We start from the raw sequence: 16,622 nt of genomic DNA on the forward strand, positions 1-16,622 counted from the left end.
TCATCAGTTAATAATTTATCTAACTCATATAATCTGAAGGATACGGCTTTAGAAGTTTCTACCATGTTGCCATTAACAACATGACTATGGGTAAACAATACAATACACTAGCGATTCAAATTGAGAAGTTATGAAAAGTTGTGAAAGAAACTAGACTTTTTAAAGCGCTCATACATACAAGCTTTGTTCATTAAGAATACTTTTTTTACATAGTTAAAGGGAAATGAATGTAAAAAAAATTAATTTTAAGGACATATATTGTAATTGAAACGATGCTGCTTTGGTATTGCACGTTCACTCATAGATCCTGAAACTAAGTTAGTTTAGGATTTTTTTTGTACACAAAATGAGGAGGTTTTTTCGAGTGGATTTGTTGAAGCAGAAAGTTGAAGCAGATGGTGTTGTGATTGATGAAAAGATATTGAAAGTTGATGGTTTTTTAAATCATCAAATAGACGCAAGGTTAATGCACGACGTGGGACAAACATTTTATGAGCAATTTAAAGATGAAGGTATTACGAAGATATTAACGATAGAAGCTTCAGGTATTGCACCAGCAATTATGGCCGCGATGCACTTCGACGTACCTTGTCTTTTTGCTAAAAAAGCGAAGCCGAGTACATTGAAAAAAGGTGTTTATCAAGCAGAGATTCATTCTTTCACAAAAAATACGACAAGTACCGTTGTCGTGTCTGATGAGTTTTTAGGTGAAAATGATCGCGTACTAATCATCGATGATTTCTTAGCCAATGGTGATGCTTCACTTGGGCTAAATGAAATTGTGAAACAAGCTAAGGCTACAACGGTAGGTATAGGTATTGTCGTAGAGAAAAGCTTTCAACCAGGCAGAGAACGTTTAGAAGAAGCTGGTTTAACCGTTTCATCTTTATGTAAAGTCGCATCATTAAGTGGTAATAAAGTGACGTTTGTAGGAGACGAAGCATGAAAACGTTCATCTTAAGCTTACAACATTTATTAGCGATGTATGCAGGTGCGATACTGGTTCCTATTATTGTAGGTACTAGCTTAGATTTCACGCCAGAACAAATCGCTTTTTTAGTAACAGTTGATATTTTCATGTGTGGTGTAGCAACCTTCTTACAAGTATGGAAAGGCACAGGAACAGGACTACCAATCGTATTAGGCTGTACATTTACAGCTGTGGCACCGATGATTTTAATTGGACAAACAAAAGGTATTGGTGACTTATATGGTTCATTATTCTTATCGGGTATACTAGTAGTTCTTATCGCACCATTCTTTTCTTATTTAGTTAGGTTCTTTCCACCCGTAGTTACAGGAAGTGTCGTTACGATTATTGGTATCAATTTGATGCCAGTTGCGATGAACTACTTAGCAGGCGGTGAAGGTGATAAACATTACGGTGATCCTAAAAATATCATCTTAGGTGTCGTTACGCTGATCATCATTTTAATTGTACAGCGTTTTACTGCTGGATTTCTAAAATCTATTGCCATACTTATTGGACTGATTGTTGGCACAGTATTAGCCGCACTCTTTGGTATCGTGGATGTTAATCAAGTTGGCACAGCACATTGGTTCTCTTTACCACAACCATTTAGGTTCTCAACGTTTAGCTTTGACTTAGGTGCAACGCTCGTATTCTTTATTGTCGCATTAGTCAGCTTAATAGAATCAACTGGTGTATATCACGCATTGAGTGAAATTACAGGTAAAAAATTGGAACGTAAAGATTTCCGAAAAGGTTATACAGCAGAAGGTATTGCTATCATTTTAGGGTCAATCTTTAATGCGTTTCCGTATACCGCTTATTCACAGAATGTTGGGTTAGTGTCATTATCTGGTGCGAAAAAGAATAAAGTTATCTATGGCATGGTCATCTTGTTAATCATTTGTGGTTGTATTCCTAAATTGGGTGCACTTGCTAATATGATTCCTCTACCAGTATTAGGTGGAGCGATGATAGCAATGTTTGGCATGGTCATGGCATATGGTGTTAGTATATTAGGTAATATTAATTTTAAGAATCAAAATAATTTATTGATTATTGCTGTATCAGTTGGACTAGGAACGGGTATAAGTGCAGTACCGCAAGCGTTCAAAGCTTTGGGTGAGCAATTTGCATGGTTAACACAAAACGGTATTGTTCTTGGCGCAATTTCAGCAATTATTTTGAATTTCTTTTTTAATGGTATAAAACAGCAACAAGATACGGAAGTTATGAAATAATGATGTTATCAAACAAATATTAGGAGGCTGTAAGCGTATGTGGGAAAATAAATTTGAAAAAGAGTCTTTAACTTTTGACGATGTGTTACTGTTACCAGCAGAATCAGATGTGTTACCGAAAGAAGTGGATTTAAGTGTGCAATTATCAGAAGGTATTAAATTAAACATCCCTGTTATTTCAGCAGGTATGGACACAGTAACTGAATCAAAAATGGCAATCTCAATGGCACGACAAGGTGGACTTGGTGTTATTCATAAAAATATGAATATTGAAGATCAAGCTGATGAAGTACAAAAAGTAAAACGTTCAGAAAATGGCGTTATTTCAAATCCATTCTTTTTAACTCCAGAAGAAAGTGTTTTTGAAGCAGAAGCATTAATGGGTAAATATCGTATTTCAGGTGTGCCAATTGTGAATAATAAAGAAGACAGACAATTTGTCGGTATTATTACTAACCGTGATTTACGCTTTATTGAAGACTTCTCAATTAAAATTTCTGATGTGATGACAAAAGAGCAACTCGTTACAGCTCCAGTTGGTACGACATTAGATGAAGCAGAAAAGTTATTACAACAACATAAAATAGAAAAACTTCCATTAGTTAAAGAAGGCCGTTTAGAAGGTCTGATTACAATTAAAGATATTGAAAAAGTACTAGAATTCCCTAATTCTGCAAAAGATGAACACGGCCGCTTATTAGTTGGTGCTGCTATCGGTATTGCTAAAGATACAGACATCCGTGCTCAAAAATTAGTAGAAGCTGGTGTAGATGCATTAGTTATTGATACAGCTCATGGTCACTCTAAAGGTGTATTAGAGCAAGTTAAACATATTAAAGAAACATTCCCACAAGTTACATTAATCGCAGGTAACGTAGCTACAGCCGAAGGTACAAAAGCGTTATATGAAGCGGGTGCTGATGTAGTGAAAGTTGGTATTGGTCCTGGTTCTATTTGTACAACACGTGTCGTTGCTGGTGTTGGTGTACCGCAAATTACAGCAGTTTATGACTGTGCAACAGAAGCGCGCAAACATGGTAAAGCAATTATTGCTGATGGCGGGATTAAATTCTCTGGAGACATCATCAAAGCATTAGCGGCTGGTGGCCATGCAGTTATGTTAGGTAGTCTACTTGCTGGTACTGAAGAAAGCCCAGGGGCTACAGAAGTATTCCAAGGCAGACAGTACAAAGTATATAGAGGTATGGGCTCATTAGGCGCAATGGAAAGCGGCTCAAACGACCGTTATTTCCAAGAAGATAAAGCACCTAAAAAATTCGTGCCAGAAGGTATCGAAGGTCGTATTGCATATAAAGGTTCATTACAAGATACAATTTATCAACTTATGGGCGGCGTAAGATCTGGTATGGGTTATACAGGTTCTAGAAACTTAGAAGCATTAAGAGAAGAAGCACAATTTACGCGCATGGGACCTGCTGGACTAGCAGAAAGTCATCCACATGACGTTCAAATTACAAAAGAATCACCAAATTATTCATTCTAAGTTAAAAGGAGATAAAAAAGATATGGAAATGGCGAAAGAGCAAGAGCTCATACTTGTTTTAGACTTTGGTAGCCAATACAACCAATTAATTACACGACGCATTCGTGAAATGGGTGTATATAGTGAATTACATGACCACGAGATTAGCATGGAAGAAATTAAACGTTTAAATCCTAAAGGGATTATCCTTTCTGGTGGTCCTAACTCAGTTTATGAAGAAGATTCATTCACAATTGACCCAGAAATTTATAACTTGGGAGTACCTATTTTAGGTATTTGTTATGGTATGCAACTAACTACAAAACTTTTAGGTGGAAAAGTAGAGCGTGCCAATGAACGTGAATATGGTAAAGCCATTATTAATGCGAAGACTGATGAGTTATTCTTTGGTTTACCAGAAGAACAAAATGTTTGGATGAGCCACTCAGATAAAGTGATCGAAATTCCAGAAGGTTTCGAAGTGATTGCTGATAGCCCAAGTACCAACTATGCAGCAATTGAAGATAAATCTCGTCGCATCTATGGTGTGCAATTCCACCCAGAAGTACGTCACACAGAATACGGAAACGATTTACTTCGTAACTTTGTACGTCGTGTATGTGACTGTACAGGTGAATGGTCAATGGAAAACTTCATTGAGATTGAAATTGAAAAAATTCGTAATCAAGTTGGTGACCGTAAAGTCCTATGTGCGATGAGTGGTGGCGTTGACTCATCTGTAGTAGCTGTATTGTTACACAAAGCGATTGGCGACCAACTGACGTGTATCTTTGTAGACCATGGTTTATTACGTAAAGGCGAAGGCGACATGGTTATGGAACAATTTGGTGAAGGTTTCAACATGAATATTATTCGTGTCGATGCACAAGAAAGATTCATGAGCAAATTACAAGGTGTTTCTGATCCAGAACAAAAACGTAAAATCATCGGTAATGAATTCATCTATGTATTTGATGATGAAGCATCTAAATTAAAAGGTGTGGATTTCTTAGCACAAGGTACATTATATACAGACGTTATCGAATCTGGTACGAAGACAGCACAAACAATCAAATCACACCACAATGTGGGTGGTTTACCAGAAGACATGGAGTTCCAATTAATCGAACCCATCAATACACTGTTTAAAGATGAAGTGCGTGAATTAGGTATCGAGTTAGGTATTCCTGAACATTTAGTATGGAGACAGCCGTTCCCAGGTCCTGGATTAGGTATCCGTGTACTTGGTGAAATCACAGAAGACAAACTTGAAATTGTACGTGAATCAGACGCCATTTTAAGACAGGTCATCCGTGAGGAAGGTCTTGAACGTGAGATTTGGCAGTATTTCACAGTGTTACCTGGCATCCAATCTGTAGGTGTTATGGGAGACTACCGTACATACGATCACACGGTAGGCATCCGTGCTGTTACATCCATTGATGGTATGACAAGTGACTTTGCACGTATCGACTGGGAAGTCTTACAGAAGATTTCTAGTCGTATTGTAAATGAAGTGGACCACGTTAACCGCGTTGTCTATGACATTACATCTAAGCCACCAAGCACAATTGAGTGGGAATAATCGTATAGAATGAAGTAACCCCTTAGGCATAGGCTTAAGGGATTGTTTTTGTGGATTTGAAATTATAAAAACCAAATTAAAATTTTCTGACCACGTATATATTACAAAAGTCGCTATCTAGCTAAAATATCCTATGTAAATAAGTAGTGACACAAATGATATGCCAGCTAATACAAAGAAGAATGCTTCGACGTAGATGCGTAGTTTAGACATCGGTTCTACATTATAATGTTTTCTTTTATGATTATGGTGTTTGAGTGTTAATTTCATACCGATATAAGTATAAAGAATAACAAAAATAATTCCCAAGACAATCGCAATTGGTATTGGTAAATGTATGAATAGTCACCTTTTTTATCTAAGCGTAGTATAAAGATAATATGTTGTTAACAATACAATGAACATCTGTTTAAAAAGTGATTAAGTAAAATTGTTGAAAAATAACCATTAAAATAGCCGTTTTCAAAAAACTATTATGGATAGTTTTAATGTTGAGTGCAATGTAAACGGATTAGAAATATGTTATTGTAAACTTAATAATTTGATAAGAGGGGTTGGCTGCTGTTATGAAAAAGACTATTATTGCTACATTTGCCGTGAGTCTATCAGTTCTATTAGCAAGTTGTAATAACGAAGCTTCAGAAAATAACGAACCTAAAGAAAAAAGTGAAAATACAGATAACACGAGCAACTCAGATAAAGACAAATCGGAAAAGAACAAAGACAACAGCAAACAAAATGAACAAAAAACAGAGCAACAAAATACCAATACAAACAATGATGGACGTAATCAGTCTGCTCAAGACAAGAATGAAACAACTGATGAAGACGAAGGTGCTTTAAATCAATACAATAATGAAGAAATTGAGTATGCTCGCGTGTGGAATCAACTAGGACCACTGAAAAATAATATGGATGGTATGGATTCATTAAATGTAGAAAAATTGCCAAAAGGTTCTAAAGTAAATCCACAAGCTGAGGACAGTGCTGTCTTTAAAGAAGACGTTGTAAAATTAAAAGCTCCTATGGGTGTAGGTGGTTCAGTGACATATAGTAGCAATGGTGATGGGTCAATCAATGTATATAAAAATGTTCCATATGATTGGCGTGATTCAAGGACTGATGCAAATATGAAAGAAGCAACAACAAAAGCGATTGAAGAGAATGTTGAAACGGTCACGATTAATCAAGGGGATGACCAGACAATCGCAGATTTAGCTGGAAAAATTAAGTACAGCAATTAATTTAAAATCGCTTTAGATGGGGTATACAGTTTTGTTTGGAAAAGTATAAATTTTAATGAGGTATGGCAAGAAAGCTTAACCATTAAGGTTATTAATTCAACGCGAGTGATTAATTAATAGTAAGTGGGTGTTTATATGAGTATATTAAAAATGATATTATACGTGGCATTGCTCGTTTCATTTTGTATTTTAATGTTCCAATCCATCTATTTTGTACTTGTATTTTGGAAATTGAAAAATAAGAAAATTAGCGAATATGATTATGAGCAATATAAACAAAAATATGAAAAACCAATGTTTATCAACTTAGGAGTTTTAATGGCTGTAACAGCGTTATTTAACTTATTAGAATGATGTACTTGGTGATTTCATTGAATGAGTAAAAAGCGTCTTTTCGAAATTAAAAAGCGCTTTTTGATTCATAGATTACAAGTGTTAATCAGTAGTCTTGTATTTTTTCTTAACAAACAAATAGTTCAAAACCCCAAGTATAATCAAGGCAATTAAGACCGTGATTAGGGGGTACTTAGATATTAAATCAAAGTTTGTGTTTGACGGCCCTAAATACCTTGTGAGAATTGAAATGACTAAAAAATAAATGAACCAAGTGCAAGTTCTAGACAATGTTTCTAAAATGATTAAACGCTGTTTTTCACTGTAACGTGTCTTATCACGTTTATTACCAGTTGCTGCATCCGGTAAATAGTTAATGATAATCATTGACCAAATCATTGAAAATACAAAAATTGTGACGAAGAATAATGCTGTTTTCAATATAAATACTCCTAAATATTTTATAAATGAAATTTAACGTATTTATATATAAAGTGTCAAACTGTGCAAAGGCATCATAATGAAGTGCGTCAAGAATCATTCAAGATCTATTTGTTTATTCACTTGATTAAAGATAGCAGATTTTATATCATCTGCAATTGGTTTGAGTTCTGGTAAATAATTATTAGCAAAGCCAATGATAATTTTATGTTTGATATGAAGTGATAAGTCTCGTGGCATCTTGTCTTCTATTAAAACTAGTAAATTCTTATATGAGATAGCTTCTCCTTTATGCCTGCTCACATATTGTATGAATGCTAGAAATAGTTTGTCAAAGTATTCATGTTCGATATCTAGATCTAAAAATATGAGATTAATAGATTTAGTTTCAAACTGATTATCTCCCATTTCTGCTGCAAGTTCACTAATAGCTTGATAGAGTAATGTAAAACTTTCTTTGTTTTCTATCAAGATACCCCTCCTTAAATATTTATACACTATATTTTAAAAATAACATATATTCAAAAGTAATTTAAATAACATCAAACCAACCATGTATATCATGAAATGAGGTAGCATGATTTTACAAAATCACGTTTATATTTATTCAATATTAGGCATTTAAATAAACAAATAAGCCTGAATTTTGATGATTATTTTATTACTGTTCACAAATTTGTTCACAATTAAAAAATGACCTTTAAAATACTTATATATGCGCAAATAACCTTTGGTGACAGGGTTTATCAGTTTATAATCCCTTTCAAAATAATTTATAAATTCTTAATTGAATGTCTGCATAAAATTAAAAATCATAAATAATTTTAAAAGCATGTAAATTTAATATATGAGTGGAATTTTGTTTATGATAAAATATATTTTGTAGAAAACTAGCATTTGGACAATGTTAGGTTGAAAAAGGGGATGAACAAGAGTGAAAGTTATCAAAAAAATAAACTTACCGACACAAATTATCATAGCATTAGTGCTAGGGATAATTTTAGGAAGTATATTACATGGAAATAAAGATGTAATTAATTATATACAACCTTTTGGCGATGTATTTATAAATTTAATTAAAATGTTAGTCGTACCTATCGTATTCTGTTCTTTAGCGTTATCGATCTCAAATGTAGGGGATACAAAAACGATTGGACGTTACGGTGGTAAGACATTATTATACTTTGTTATTATGACAAGTTTCGCGATATTTATGGGCTTGATTTTTGGTAATTTATTCAAACCAGGTGTTGGACTAAATCCTGATTTGCTTCCAAAAGGTGATATTTCTAAATATGAATCAACTGCAAAAGCTGCAGAACAATCTACATATGGCAATCACTTGATCGATACAATTGTAAATATTATACCAACGAATATCTTCGAGGCATTTGCTTCTGGAGAATTATTACCAGTTATATTCTTCTCAGTATTTTTTGGTTTAGCATTAGCGGCAATTGGACAAAAAGCACAACCGGTTAAAGACTTTTTAGGCGGTGCACTAGAAGCAGTATTCTGGATGATTGGAAAAGTATTATTATTAGCACCAATTGCAGTATTTGCATTTATTACTACAACGATTATTACTTTCGGATTATCTGCATTAATTCCATTGTTCAAATTGTGTTTAACTGTGGTAATTGCAATGCTATTCTTTATTTTCATTGTATTAGGCATTGTTTCAAGAGTTTGTGGTGTAAGAATTACACAAGTTATCAAACTATTAAAGAACGATTTAATGTTGGCATTCTCGACTGCAAGTTCAGAAGCAGTATTACCTACAGTAATGAAAAAAATGGAGCGTTTTGGTGTGCCGAGAGATATTGCATCTTTCGTACTACCAACCGGCTATTCATTTAACCTTGATGGTGCGGCCATGTACCAATCTATTGCGGCGCTATTTGTTGCTCAATTATATGGTGTTGATTTAAGTATTGGTGAACAGATCTTATTAATGATTACATTAATGTTAACGTCTAAAGGTATGGCGGGTGTACCAGGAGCCTCAATCGTAGTATTACTAACTACATTAGGATCTGTAGGATTAAACCCACAAGGTTTAGCATTGATTATCGGTGTAGATAGAATACTTGAAATGCTTAGAACATGTGTAAACGTATTAGGAAACTCAGTAGCTACAATCTTTATCGCTAAAACAGAAGGTGTTTATGATAAAAAACAAGGCGAAGAGTATCTGAAAACAATTTAACAAAATAATAAATCTACAAGCACGCCTTATAAATAAAAATAAGGTGTGCTTTTTTCTGTAAAAAATGGATGATATACTGCAATTATTAAACTCATTTTAAATAGGGTATACAAATAAAACGTTTATAAATTGGAGGAAGATAAAATAAGTAATATAAGAGGTATTAACCATATTGGCATGACAGTGCCTAATATTGAAGTAGCATTTAAATTTTTTGTAAGATGCCTTTGATGCGAAATATGCATATGATGGCTTAACTTACGATGATGAACCTAGAAAAGGTCCAGAAGTAGAGCGCATGTTAGGCCTATCTAAGGGGTCTGCTATTGTTAAACAACGTATGATTGTGATTGGCAATGGTCCGAATATTGAGATGTTTGAGATAGAAAGTGACGATAAAAGGGAACCACTTGAGTTGGAAGATAATGGGTATCATCATATTTCGTTATTTGTCGACGATATGGATCGTGCAATTCAACAAGCTGTTGATGCAGGAGCGAGCCCTTTATCTGAGAAACATGATAACTCTAGATATGAAGACAGTGAAGGTAGCAGTAGTGTATATTTAAAATCGCCATGGCATAGTCTGATAGAGTTACAATCAATTCCAAATGGTTATTATTATCCTGAGGATAGTGAAAGTAATGTATTTATTCCATAATTTCGAGTTGTTGTATGTACTTAAGCACTGAATTTTATACTTTTAATTAAAAAAGGTATGAACCAAAAGTAAATAAAAACCAGTAGACATCGTCACATTTAGAAAAAACATGAAACGAAACTGTTCCCCTGTCATTGGTTCAGTGCGATGTTTTTCAGCTTTTTTATTAACCTTCTGTCGTGTAGAAATGGTGTTGTTCCAAGAACTGATACTGACGAAAAGTATACCTAAAAGGATTTTTAATAGTAAGTTGATTTTCGAAACACCTTCCAGCATTTAATAACTTAAATAATATATGTTATTAAAAGTTATATTATGTTACTTTGTAAATAAGATAACATGCTGTTTTAAAATTGAAAAATGTTAAAATGAATGTCCTTGTACTGTAATAAGTGCGAGGATATTTTTAAATTAAGAAAACTAAAAGTATTAAATTAAGCACATAATTAAAATGATTTGGTATTGAGAAACATAATGTAACAACAATGAAAATGGAGTGGACTGAAATAATTATAGGGAGAGCAAATTAGTGAAACAAAAACTTAAGCATAACTTAAATAAATATGTAGAAAAAGTAAGTTAGAACAAGGCTAGTATAAAGTAAGTGATAAAATTAGAGACAAAAAAGGAAAAGATTATTCTAAGTATGTTAGCAAGATCATGAATTTTATAAGAAAAAAGTGTGATGATATAGGTTCTGGTTGTATCATTACAAATTAAACGAAAATAAATTGTGTAATTCGGAGTTAAAATACCACTATTTTATAGCTTATGTAATAATATGCAAAGCAAGTATAAATTAAACAATGGGGTGTCAGGATGACAACAATTTTTCCTTATTTGAATTTTGAAAATACAAAAGAAGCATTAGCATATTATGAAGAAGTATTTGGTGCTACAAATATTACAAGATTACCAGTTGGTAAAGATCAAGCAGCTCATTTTAATATGAGTGAAGCAGAAGCAGCTAATGCAACAATGCATGCGCAATTTGATATTGCTGGTACTACAGTGCTTGCATCTGATTCATTTGGTAGAGCAGAAAGAATTAACAATGGTATTTCATTATTAATAGACTATGATATTAATAATGAAGATGACACAAGAGAAGTTGAAGCGTTATATCGTCGTGTTAAAGAAGCGGTAGATGTTGAAATGCCTTTAGAAGAACAATTCTGGGGTGGTAAAATGGGCGCATTTACGGATAAGTACAATGTACGTTGGATGTTACACGGTCAGGATTATACAAAAATCAACAAATAGCGCTCAGGCGGTTACGGATTAAACTTAAGAAAGTGTGGACTTATAGATTAAGTTGCCTTTCTTTTTATATTGTGAACTCATAAATCATAAAAATTGTCTTGATCTTTAAATTAACTGAGAACAATGCATGAATCGTGTGAAAATTAAGTCGGTCAATACAATATAATGACGAGAATGATTAAATAATAAAAGTTATTTTCAATTAGGGGTGTACAAACGCAGAAGTAAACGCTATAATAGGTATTAAGTAATTTAGTTCGTGAAATTGATTTGTAGTTTTATTCTTTTGAATTTACTCCTTTTGATTTTTTAAGACAGATTACAAATATTCGTGCAAAAGCACATATGGAGGAATTTAATATGAATAACGGTACAGTTAAATGGTTTAATGCAGAAAAAGGTTTTGGTTTCATCGAAGTTGAAGGTGGAAACGACGTATTCGTACACTTCTCAGCAATCGCTCAAGAAGGCTACAAATCATTAGAAGAAGGACAAGCTGTTGAATTCGAAATCGTTGAAGGCGACCGCGGTCCTCAAGCAGCTAACGTTGTTAAACTATAATAACGGCTAAAAGACGAGTATAACTCGTCTTTTTTTATGCCCAAAATACAAATATTGAATAATTAACCCCTTCATGTAGTGAAAACATATGAAGGGGTTTTTGCTTTTTATGAAGTTATTTCAAACTGCTTAAGCTCCCTGTTTCTTAAGTAGATAAATAAAATATTTATCATACAGGCCAGTATGCCAATAAAGATAACAAAATTCGATCCTAAACTTGCAATAAATATGCCGCCAAAAAATGTACCTATGGTTGTACCAGAATTCACAGCAGATAGAAAAATACCATTTGATAAATCAGGTGCATCGGGCGCAACTGAGATAATGACATATTGTGTAATATTTGCTGAAATACCTGCGAGTATACCCCAAAGTACTGAAATCATCATCATTGGAATTAAAAATGAGCCAATACCAAACATGGCCACATAAATAATTATCAATGAAAAAGGTAAAAGAAAAATTGCTTTTTTGGGAATCGTTGTTAATAGCTTACCTGCAATGACATTGCCTAAAATATTAGAGGCACCATATAAAAAGAGAATAATAGATACTGCATGACTTGGCGCGTTAGTTACAATATTTAAAAAATCGGTCAAATAACTATAGACACCAAAAACTGCAGCATTAAACAATATAGATACAATAATGGATAGCCAAGTTAAAGGGCGTTTAAGTACACGTAACTGTGTTCCATATGTTACTGCTTTTTTAGCGGGCATTTTAGGTATAAAGATTATAGTGAGAATCAATACAATCATATTAATTAATGCGAAAAATGCTAACGCAGCATATAAATTGAATTGATTTGCCAAGAAATTAACGATAGGCACACCCACGACCATGCCAGCAGAGACACCAATAAATACTCTAGCTACTGCTTTTGGAGCATCTTTTGAATTAACGGAATCAGAAGCAACAGAAAATGCTAACGCAATGTATACAGGATGAAATATGGCCGGGATGATTCTTGCAATGAGTAATATGCTGAAGCTTGTTGTGAATAATGAGACAATGTTACTGATAATAAAGATAACAAGTACAGCAATCATTACTTTTTTACGTTCTATTTTTGAAAGTAATAAAGGCATAATAGGTCCAGATATCGCAATGCCTATAGCAAAAACGGAAACTAACCAACCAGCAGTAGATGTACTTACATTAAAATGTTCAGCAATCTGAGGGATTAATCCAATAAACCCCATTTCAGTATTTAATATACCGAAGACGCCAATAGTTAAGATGAATATGATTAATTTATTATTTTTCATCATTTGTCCCTCCCAAACTTTAATAATTTTAGTTTAGGCGGTAGAATGAGATATGACAAATACTTATTTTAAAGTTTTAGTTATGCTTATTTTGAATAACTCAAAGGAGATGCCTTATGGAACTAAAGACACTTCAATATTTTGTGAGAATAGCTAGGGAAGAAAGTATTACGCGTGCTGCGAATGCGTTACATATCACGCAACCAACATTATCTAGACAAATAAAAGAATTAGAGAAAGAGCTAAATGTGAAACTTTTTAAAAGAAGTAATCATAATATTCAACTAACGGATGAAGGACAACTATTAAAAAATAGAGCTGAAGAATTACTTGAAATGTCTAATAAAATACAAGAAGAATTCAAAGTAATTGATAGGAGTATTGAAGGTAATGTGTATATAGGATGTGGTGAAACAAAAGGTATGGAAGTTATCGCAAATATTTTTAAGGATATTCACAATGAACACCCTAATATTCAATTTCATATTTATAGTGGTAATGCGGACGATATCGCAAATAGGCTTGATAAGGGATTATTAGATTTTGGAATTCTGATTCAACCAGTAAGTTTAAATAAATATAAGACATTGTATTTACCTACTTCAGATCATTGGGGTGTTGTGGTTAAAAAAGGTGATCCATTGTCACAAAATAAATATATTACTAATAAGTATCTAGTAGATAAACCATTAATATGTTCAAGACAAGTATTAGATACAACATTGGATAAAAATGATTTTGCAGAATGGTTTGGTACACAATTTGACGATTTAAATATCGTTAGTACTTTTAATTTGGCTTACAATGTTGGGTGGATGGTAAAGGCTGGATTGGGTTATGCGATTACATTGGACAGTATTATTGATACGTCTACAGAAAGTGAACTTACTTTCATTCCATTGAAACCAAAATTAGTTTCGAAACATAATTTAGTATGGCGTAAGGATCATACATTTTCAAAAGCGGCACAATTATTTTTAGACAAAACCAAAGCAACATGTCAGTAAATACATCATAGACCAAATCAAATGAATCCCCTCACATTACTGATGTGAGGGGATTTTTTATATTAAATTTCACGGCTATTGATTGTTTCTTTTTTAGTGCGAATCATTAAGGTTAAGACGAAACCGATGATCATTAAAATTGCCGTGAAGGCAAATGCAGCATTGATACCAAGCACTGTAGCATGTTGCATGATTTCTGTTTTACTTTGCGAACCACTAACATGTTCAGTGTAATTAGATCTAACAATCGTTAATATTGTAATCATAACTGCTGTACCAATAGCGCCTGCAATGATTCTTAAAGAATTAATAATGGCAGTGCCGTGGGAAATATTTTTTGCTTCTAATGCGTTAATACCAATCGTATTTAACGGCATAATAATGAGTGCTACTGCAAACATTCTGATAGCGTAAATAATGACAACATACCAATAAGGTGTGTCTGTAGTTAAGAAACAATGTAAAATTGTCATAATAATTAATATGATGAATCCAGGTACGGCTAATATTTTCAAACCATATTTATCATAAATTTTGCCGGTATAAACGGACATAAATGCATTGACAATGGCTCCGGGCAAGATGACGAGTCCGGATAAGATAGCCGACAATCCTAGACCAGTTTGAATATACATGGGTATTAATAAAGCCGGACCTACGATACCGATAAATAGTACCATAGATGCGAATGCAGATAGTGAAAAGGTTCTATTTGCAAATACACGCATATTTAATAATGGGTTATCGATTCTAATTTGTCTCATGACAAAGATACCTACGATGATAATCCCAAGTATTAATGAAATGATAACAATGGGTGAAGAGAAACCAAGATTACCGGCACTACTAAAGCCGTAAAGCATTAATCCAAAACCAAATGTTGAATATATTACAGACGTTTTATCTAGTTCTGTACGTTTTGTTTCGTTATTACTTTCGACAAATATAATACCAATAATAAAGGCAATGATAGCAATTGCTGCAACTACGATAAAAGGAGCTCTCCAACTAAAGTTGTCTATGAGAAATCCAGTTAATGTAGGGCCAATTGCAGGTGCTGATTGCGCAACAATTCCTGTAAGACCCATGGCAAATCCTCGTTTTTCAGAAGGAAAGAGGGTGAAGACAGTGAATTGCATTAATGGTAGTAAAATACCTGCCCCAATAGCCTGAATCACTCGAGCAAACATAAGTAAACCAAATGATGGTGAAAAAGCAGCTATAATGGAACCGATTAAGAATGCACTCATTGAAAAAATATAAAGTGATCTTGTATGAAACCGATCCATAAGGAATGCAGTCATAGGAATCATAATTCCGTTAACAAGCATGAATCCTGTAATGAGCCATTGAGCAGTTGTTTCAGTGATTTCAAGACCTGAAATAATGGCAGGAAGTGCAGTGTTGAGCAATGTTTGGTTGAGCATCGCGACAAAAGCACTGCTGAGCATAACTAAAATAATAGTGTTTCGTTTCTTATTTGATATTGTAATTTCCGACATTACGATTACCTCTCCTTTTATAACATCCCAACGATAAATTTTATGCCTTTTAAGTTAGCAAAGCAAACCATTAAGGTTAAAAATCTAATATTTTTTACAATTATTTTTTAAAAAATAAGTATGGTATCAAGTTGTTCGGAATATATTTAAAAGGATATAAAATATAACGGATTGGTAAGCGAAGCATGATAGGGCAATGGTTGTTGATGTATACTATAAAAAAATAGGGAGGAAGTGTGCAATTATGAAAATAGAGGTTCAATCACATCAAAAGCAATGGGTAATGCAATTTGAAAATGAAAAGCAAAAAATCCTTTCGGTATGGGGTGATGAAATTATTGAAATATATCATATTGGTAGTACGTCAGTTCCTGGCTTAAAGGCAAAGCCTATTATAGATATAATGCCTGTTGTACAAGATATAAATAAAATAGATCATTTTAATGAAGCAATAGCAGATATAGGTTATAAAGCATTAGGAGAAAATGGAATAACAGGGAGACGCTTTTTTAAAAAAGGAGAAAATCCTCGAACGCATCATGTGCATGCATTTCAACAAGAAAATCGTTACGAAATTAATCGTCATTTGGCAGTTAGAGACTATTTAAGAACAAATGTGGCAGTGGCACGTGCATATGGAGAATTAAAAGTGGCGTTAGCACAACAGTTTCCATATGATATAGAAGGATATTGTGACGGAAAAGATGCATTTGTAAAACGGATGGAAAGCCAAGCACTTGAATGGTATCTTAAATAAAAGTGTCTGTGATTCAAATTAATAGTAGTAAGTGTGTGTATAAAGCACATGAACCCTCTTAAGTGTTATCTGGACTAATGCGAGTGGTTAGAAA

At 33.5% G+C, this 16,622-nt stretch carries 15 protein-coding genes, 1 pseudogene and 1 riboswitch; of the genes and pseudogenes, 12 read left to right on the forward strand and 4 right to left on the reverse strand.

Features of this window, described 5'->3' with window-relative positions; genetic code table 11:
* The first annotated feature begins 4 nt into the window (after nucleotides 1–4).
* Nucleotides 5–107, forward strand: a riboswitch (purine riboswitch).
* A gap of 257 nt (nucleotides 108–364) precedes the next feature.
* From xpt to ACM595_RS10555, 6 genes are all read left to right on the forward strand, one after another.
* Nucleotides 365–946 carry a xanthine phosphoribosyltransferase gene (gene xpt, locus ACM595_RS10530; RefSeq protein WP_002484266.1) on the forward strand — a complete coding sequence of 194 codons (582 nt, stop codon included), beginning with the start codon at nucleotides 365–367 and terminating at the stop codon, nucleotides 944–946.
* On the forward strand, nucleotides 943–2,211 hold the full coding sequence (gene pbuX, locus ACM595_RS10535) for a xanthine permease PbuX (RefSeq protein ID WP_002484265.1): 1,269 nt from the start codon (nucleotides 943–945) through the stop codon (nucleotides 2,209–2,211). The genes xpt and pbuX overlap by 4 nt, the downstream gene beginning before the upstream one ends.
* 37 nt (nucleotides 2,212–2,248) lie before the next feature.
* Nucleotides 2,249–3,715, forward strand: coding sequence for an IMP dehydrogenase (guaB, locus tag ACM595_RS10540; protein WP_002484264.1), 1,467 nt, complete (start codon nucleotides 2,249–2,251; stop codon nucleotides 3,713–3,715).
* A 22-nt stretch (nucleotides 3,716–3,737) separates the two neighbouring features.
* Entirely contained in the window at nucleotides 3,738–5,279 is a 1,542-nt protein-coding gene (gene guaA / locus ACM595_RS10545) for a glutamine-hydrolyzing GMP synthase (RefSeq protein WP_002484263.1), read from the forward strand.
* A gap of 566 nt (nucleotides 5,280–5,845) precedes the next feature.
* Nucleotides 5,846–6,523: a hypothetical protein gene (locus tag ACM595_RS10550; protein ID WP_037539130.1), complete on the forward strand. Its 678-nt coding sequence runs from the start codon at nucleotides 5,846–5,848 to the stop codon at nucleotides 6,521–6,523.
* 135 nt (nucleotides 6,524–6,658) lie between these two features.
* A complete protein-coding gene (locus tag ACM595_RS10555) occupies nucleotides 6,659–6,877 on the forward strand; it encodes a hypothetical protein (RefSeq protein ID WP_037539129.1) in 219 nt (72 codons plus the stop codon).
* Between the two features lie 81 nt (nucleotides 6,878–6,958).
* Here the strand turns inward: ACM595_RS10555 and ACM595_RS10560 are convergent, their stop codons facing one another.
* On the reverse strand, nucleotides 6,959–7,297 hold the full coding sequence (locus ACM595_RS10560; RefSeq protein ID WP_041079848.1) for a hypothetical protein: 339 nt from the start codon (nucleotides 7,295–7,297) through the stop codon (nucleotides 6,959–6,961).
* A 96-nt stretch (nucleotides 7,298–7,393) separates the two neighbouring features.
* On the reverse strand, nucleotides 7,394–7,768 hold the full coding sequence (locus tag ACM595_RS10565) for a hypothetical protein (protein WP_041079849.1): 375 nt from the start codon (nucleotides 7,766–7,768) through the stop codon (nucleotides 7,394–7,396).
* 463 nt (nucleotides 7,769–8,231) lie between these two features.
* Between ACM595_RS10565 and ACM595_RS10570 the strand changes: the two genes are divergently transcribed.
* The 4 genes and pseudogenes from ACM595_RS10570 to cspD all read left to right on the forward strand — a co-directional run bounded on the left by ACM595_RS10570 (nucleotide 8,232) and on the right by cspD (nucleotide 11,991).
* On the forward strand, nucleotides 8,232–9,506 hold the full coding sequence (locus ACM595_RS10570) for a dicarboxylate/amino acid:cation symporter (RefSeq protein ID WP_037539127.1): 1,275 nt from the start codon (nucleotides 8,232–8,234) through the stop codon (nucleotides 9,504–9,506).
* Nucleotides 9,507–9,650: 144 nt separating this feature from the next.
* Nucleotides 9,651–10,167: pseudogene (locus ACM595_RS10575) on the forward strand (VOC family protein).
* Nucleotides 10,168–10,986: 819 nt separating this feature from the next.
* Nucleotides 10,987–11,430 carry a VOC family protein gene (locus ACM595_RS10580; protein WP_002484257.1) on the forward strand — a complete coding sequence of 148 codons (444 nt, stop codon included), beginning with the start codon at nucleotides 10,987–10,989 and terminating at the stop codon, nucleotides 11,428–11,430.
* A gap of 360 nt (nucleotides 11,431–11,790) precedes the next feature.
* Nucleotides 11,791–11,991 (forward strand): cold-shock protein CspD, encoded by a 201-nt coding sequence (gene cspD / locus ACM595_RS10585; protein ID WP_011303913.1) that lies wholly within the window; start codon nucleotides 11,791–11,793, stop codon nucleotides 11,989–11,991.
* 107 nt (nucleotides 11,992–12,098) lie between these two features.
* Here the strand turns inward: cspD and ACM595_RS10590 are convergent, their stop codons facing one another.
* Nucleotides 12,099–13,262, reverse strand: coding sequence for an MFS transporter (locus ACM595_RS10590; RefSeq protein WP_037539125.1), 1,164 nt, complete (start codon nucleotides 13,260–13,262; stop codon nucleotides 12,099–12,101).
* A gap of 116 nt (nucleotides 13,263–13,378) precedes the next feature.
* Between ACM595_RS10590 and ACM595_RS10595 the strand changes: the two genes are divergently transcribed.
* The gene (locus ACM595_RS10595) at nucleotides 13,379–14,269 is read left to right on the forward strand and encodes a LysR family transcriptional regulator (RefSeq protein ID WP_002484254.1); all 891 of its coding nucleotides are present in this window, start codon (nucleotides 13,379–13,381) and stop codon (nucleotides 14,267–14,269) included.
* Between the two features lie 62 nt (nucleotides 14,270–14,331).
* Here ACM595_RS10595 and ACM595_RS10600 read toward each other — a convergent pair whose 3' ends face one another.
* Nucleotides 14,332–15,771, reverse strand: coding sequence for an MDR family MFS transporter (locus ACM595_RS10600; RefSeq protein ID WP_037539124.1), 1,440 nt, complete (start codon nucleotides 15,769–15,771; stop codon nucleotides 14,332–14,334).
* Nucleotides 15,772–16,015: 244 nt separating this feature from the next.
* On the opposite strand from ACM595_RS10600, the gene ACM595_RS10605 reads away from it, so the two are divergent.
* Entirely contained in the window at nucleotides 16,016–16,528 is a 513-nt protein-coding gene (locus ACM595_RS10605; RefSeq protein ID WP_037539123.1) for a GrpB family protein, read from the forward strand.
* The last annotated feature ends 94 nt before the right edge of the window (nucleotides 16,529–16,622 follow it).

This window comes from Staphylococcus sp. LKG3-1, from assembly GCF_048568385.1.
Lineage (GTDB): Bacteria > Bacillota > Bacilli > Staphylococcales > Staphylococcaceae > Staphylococcus > Staphylococcus saprophyticus.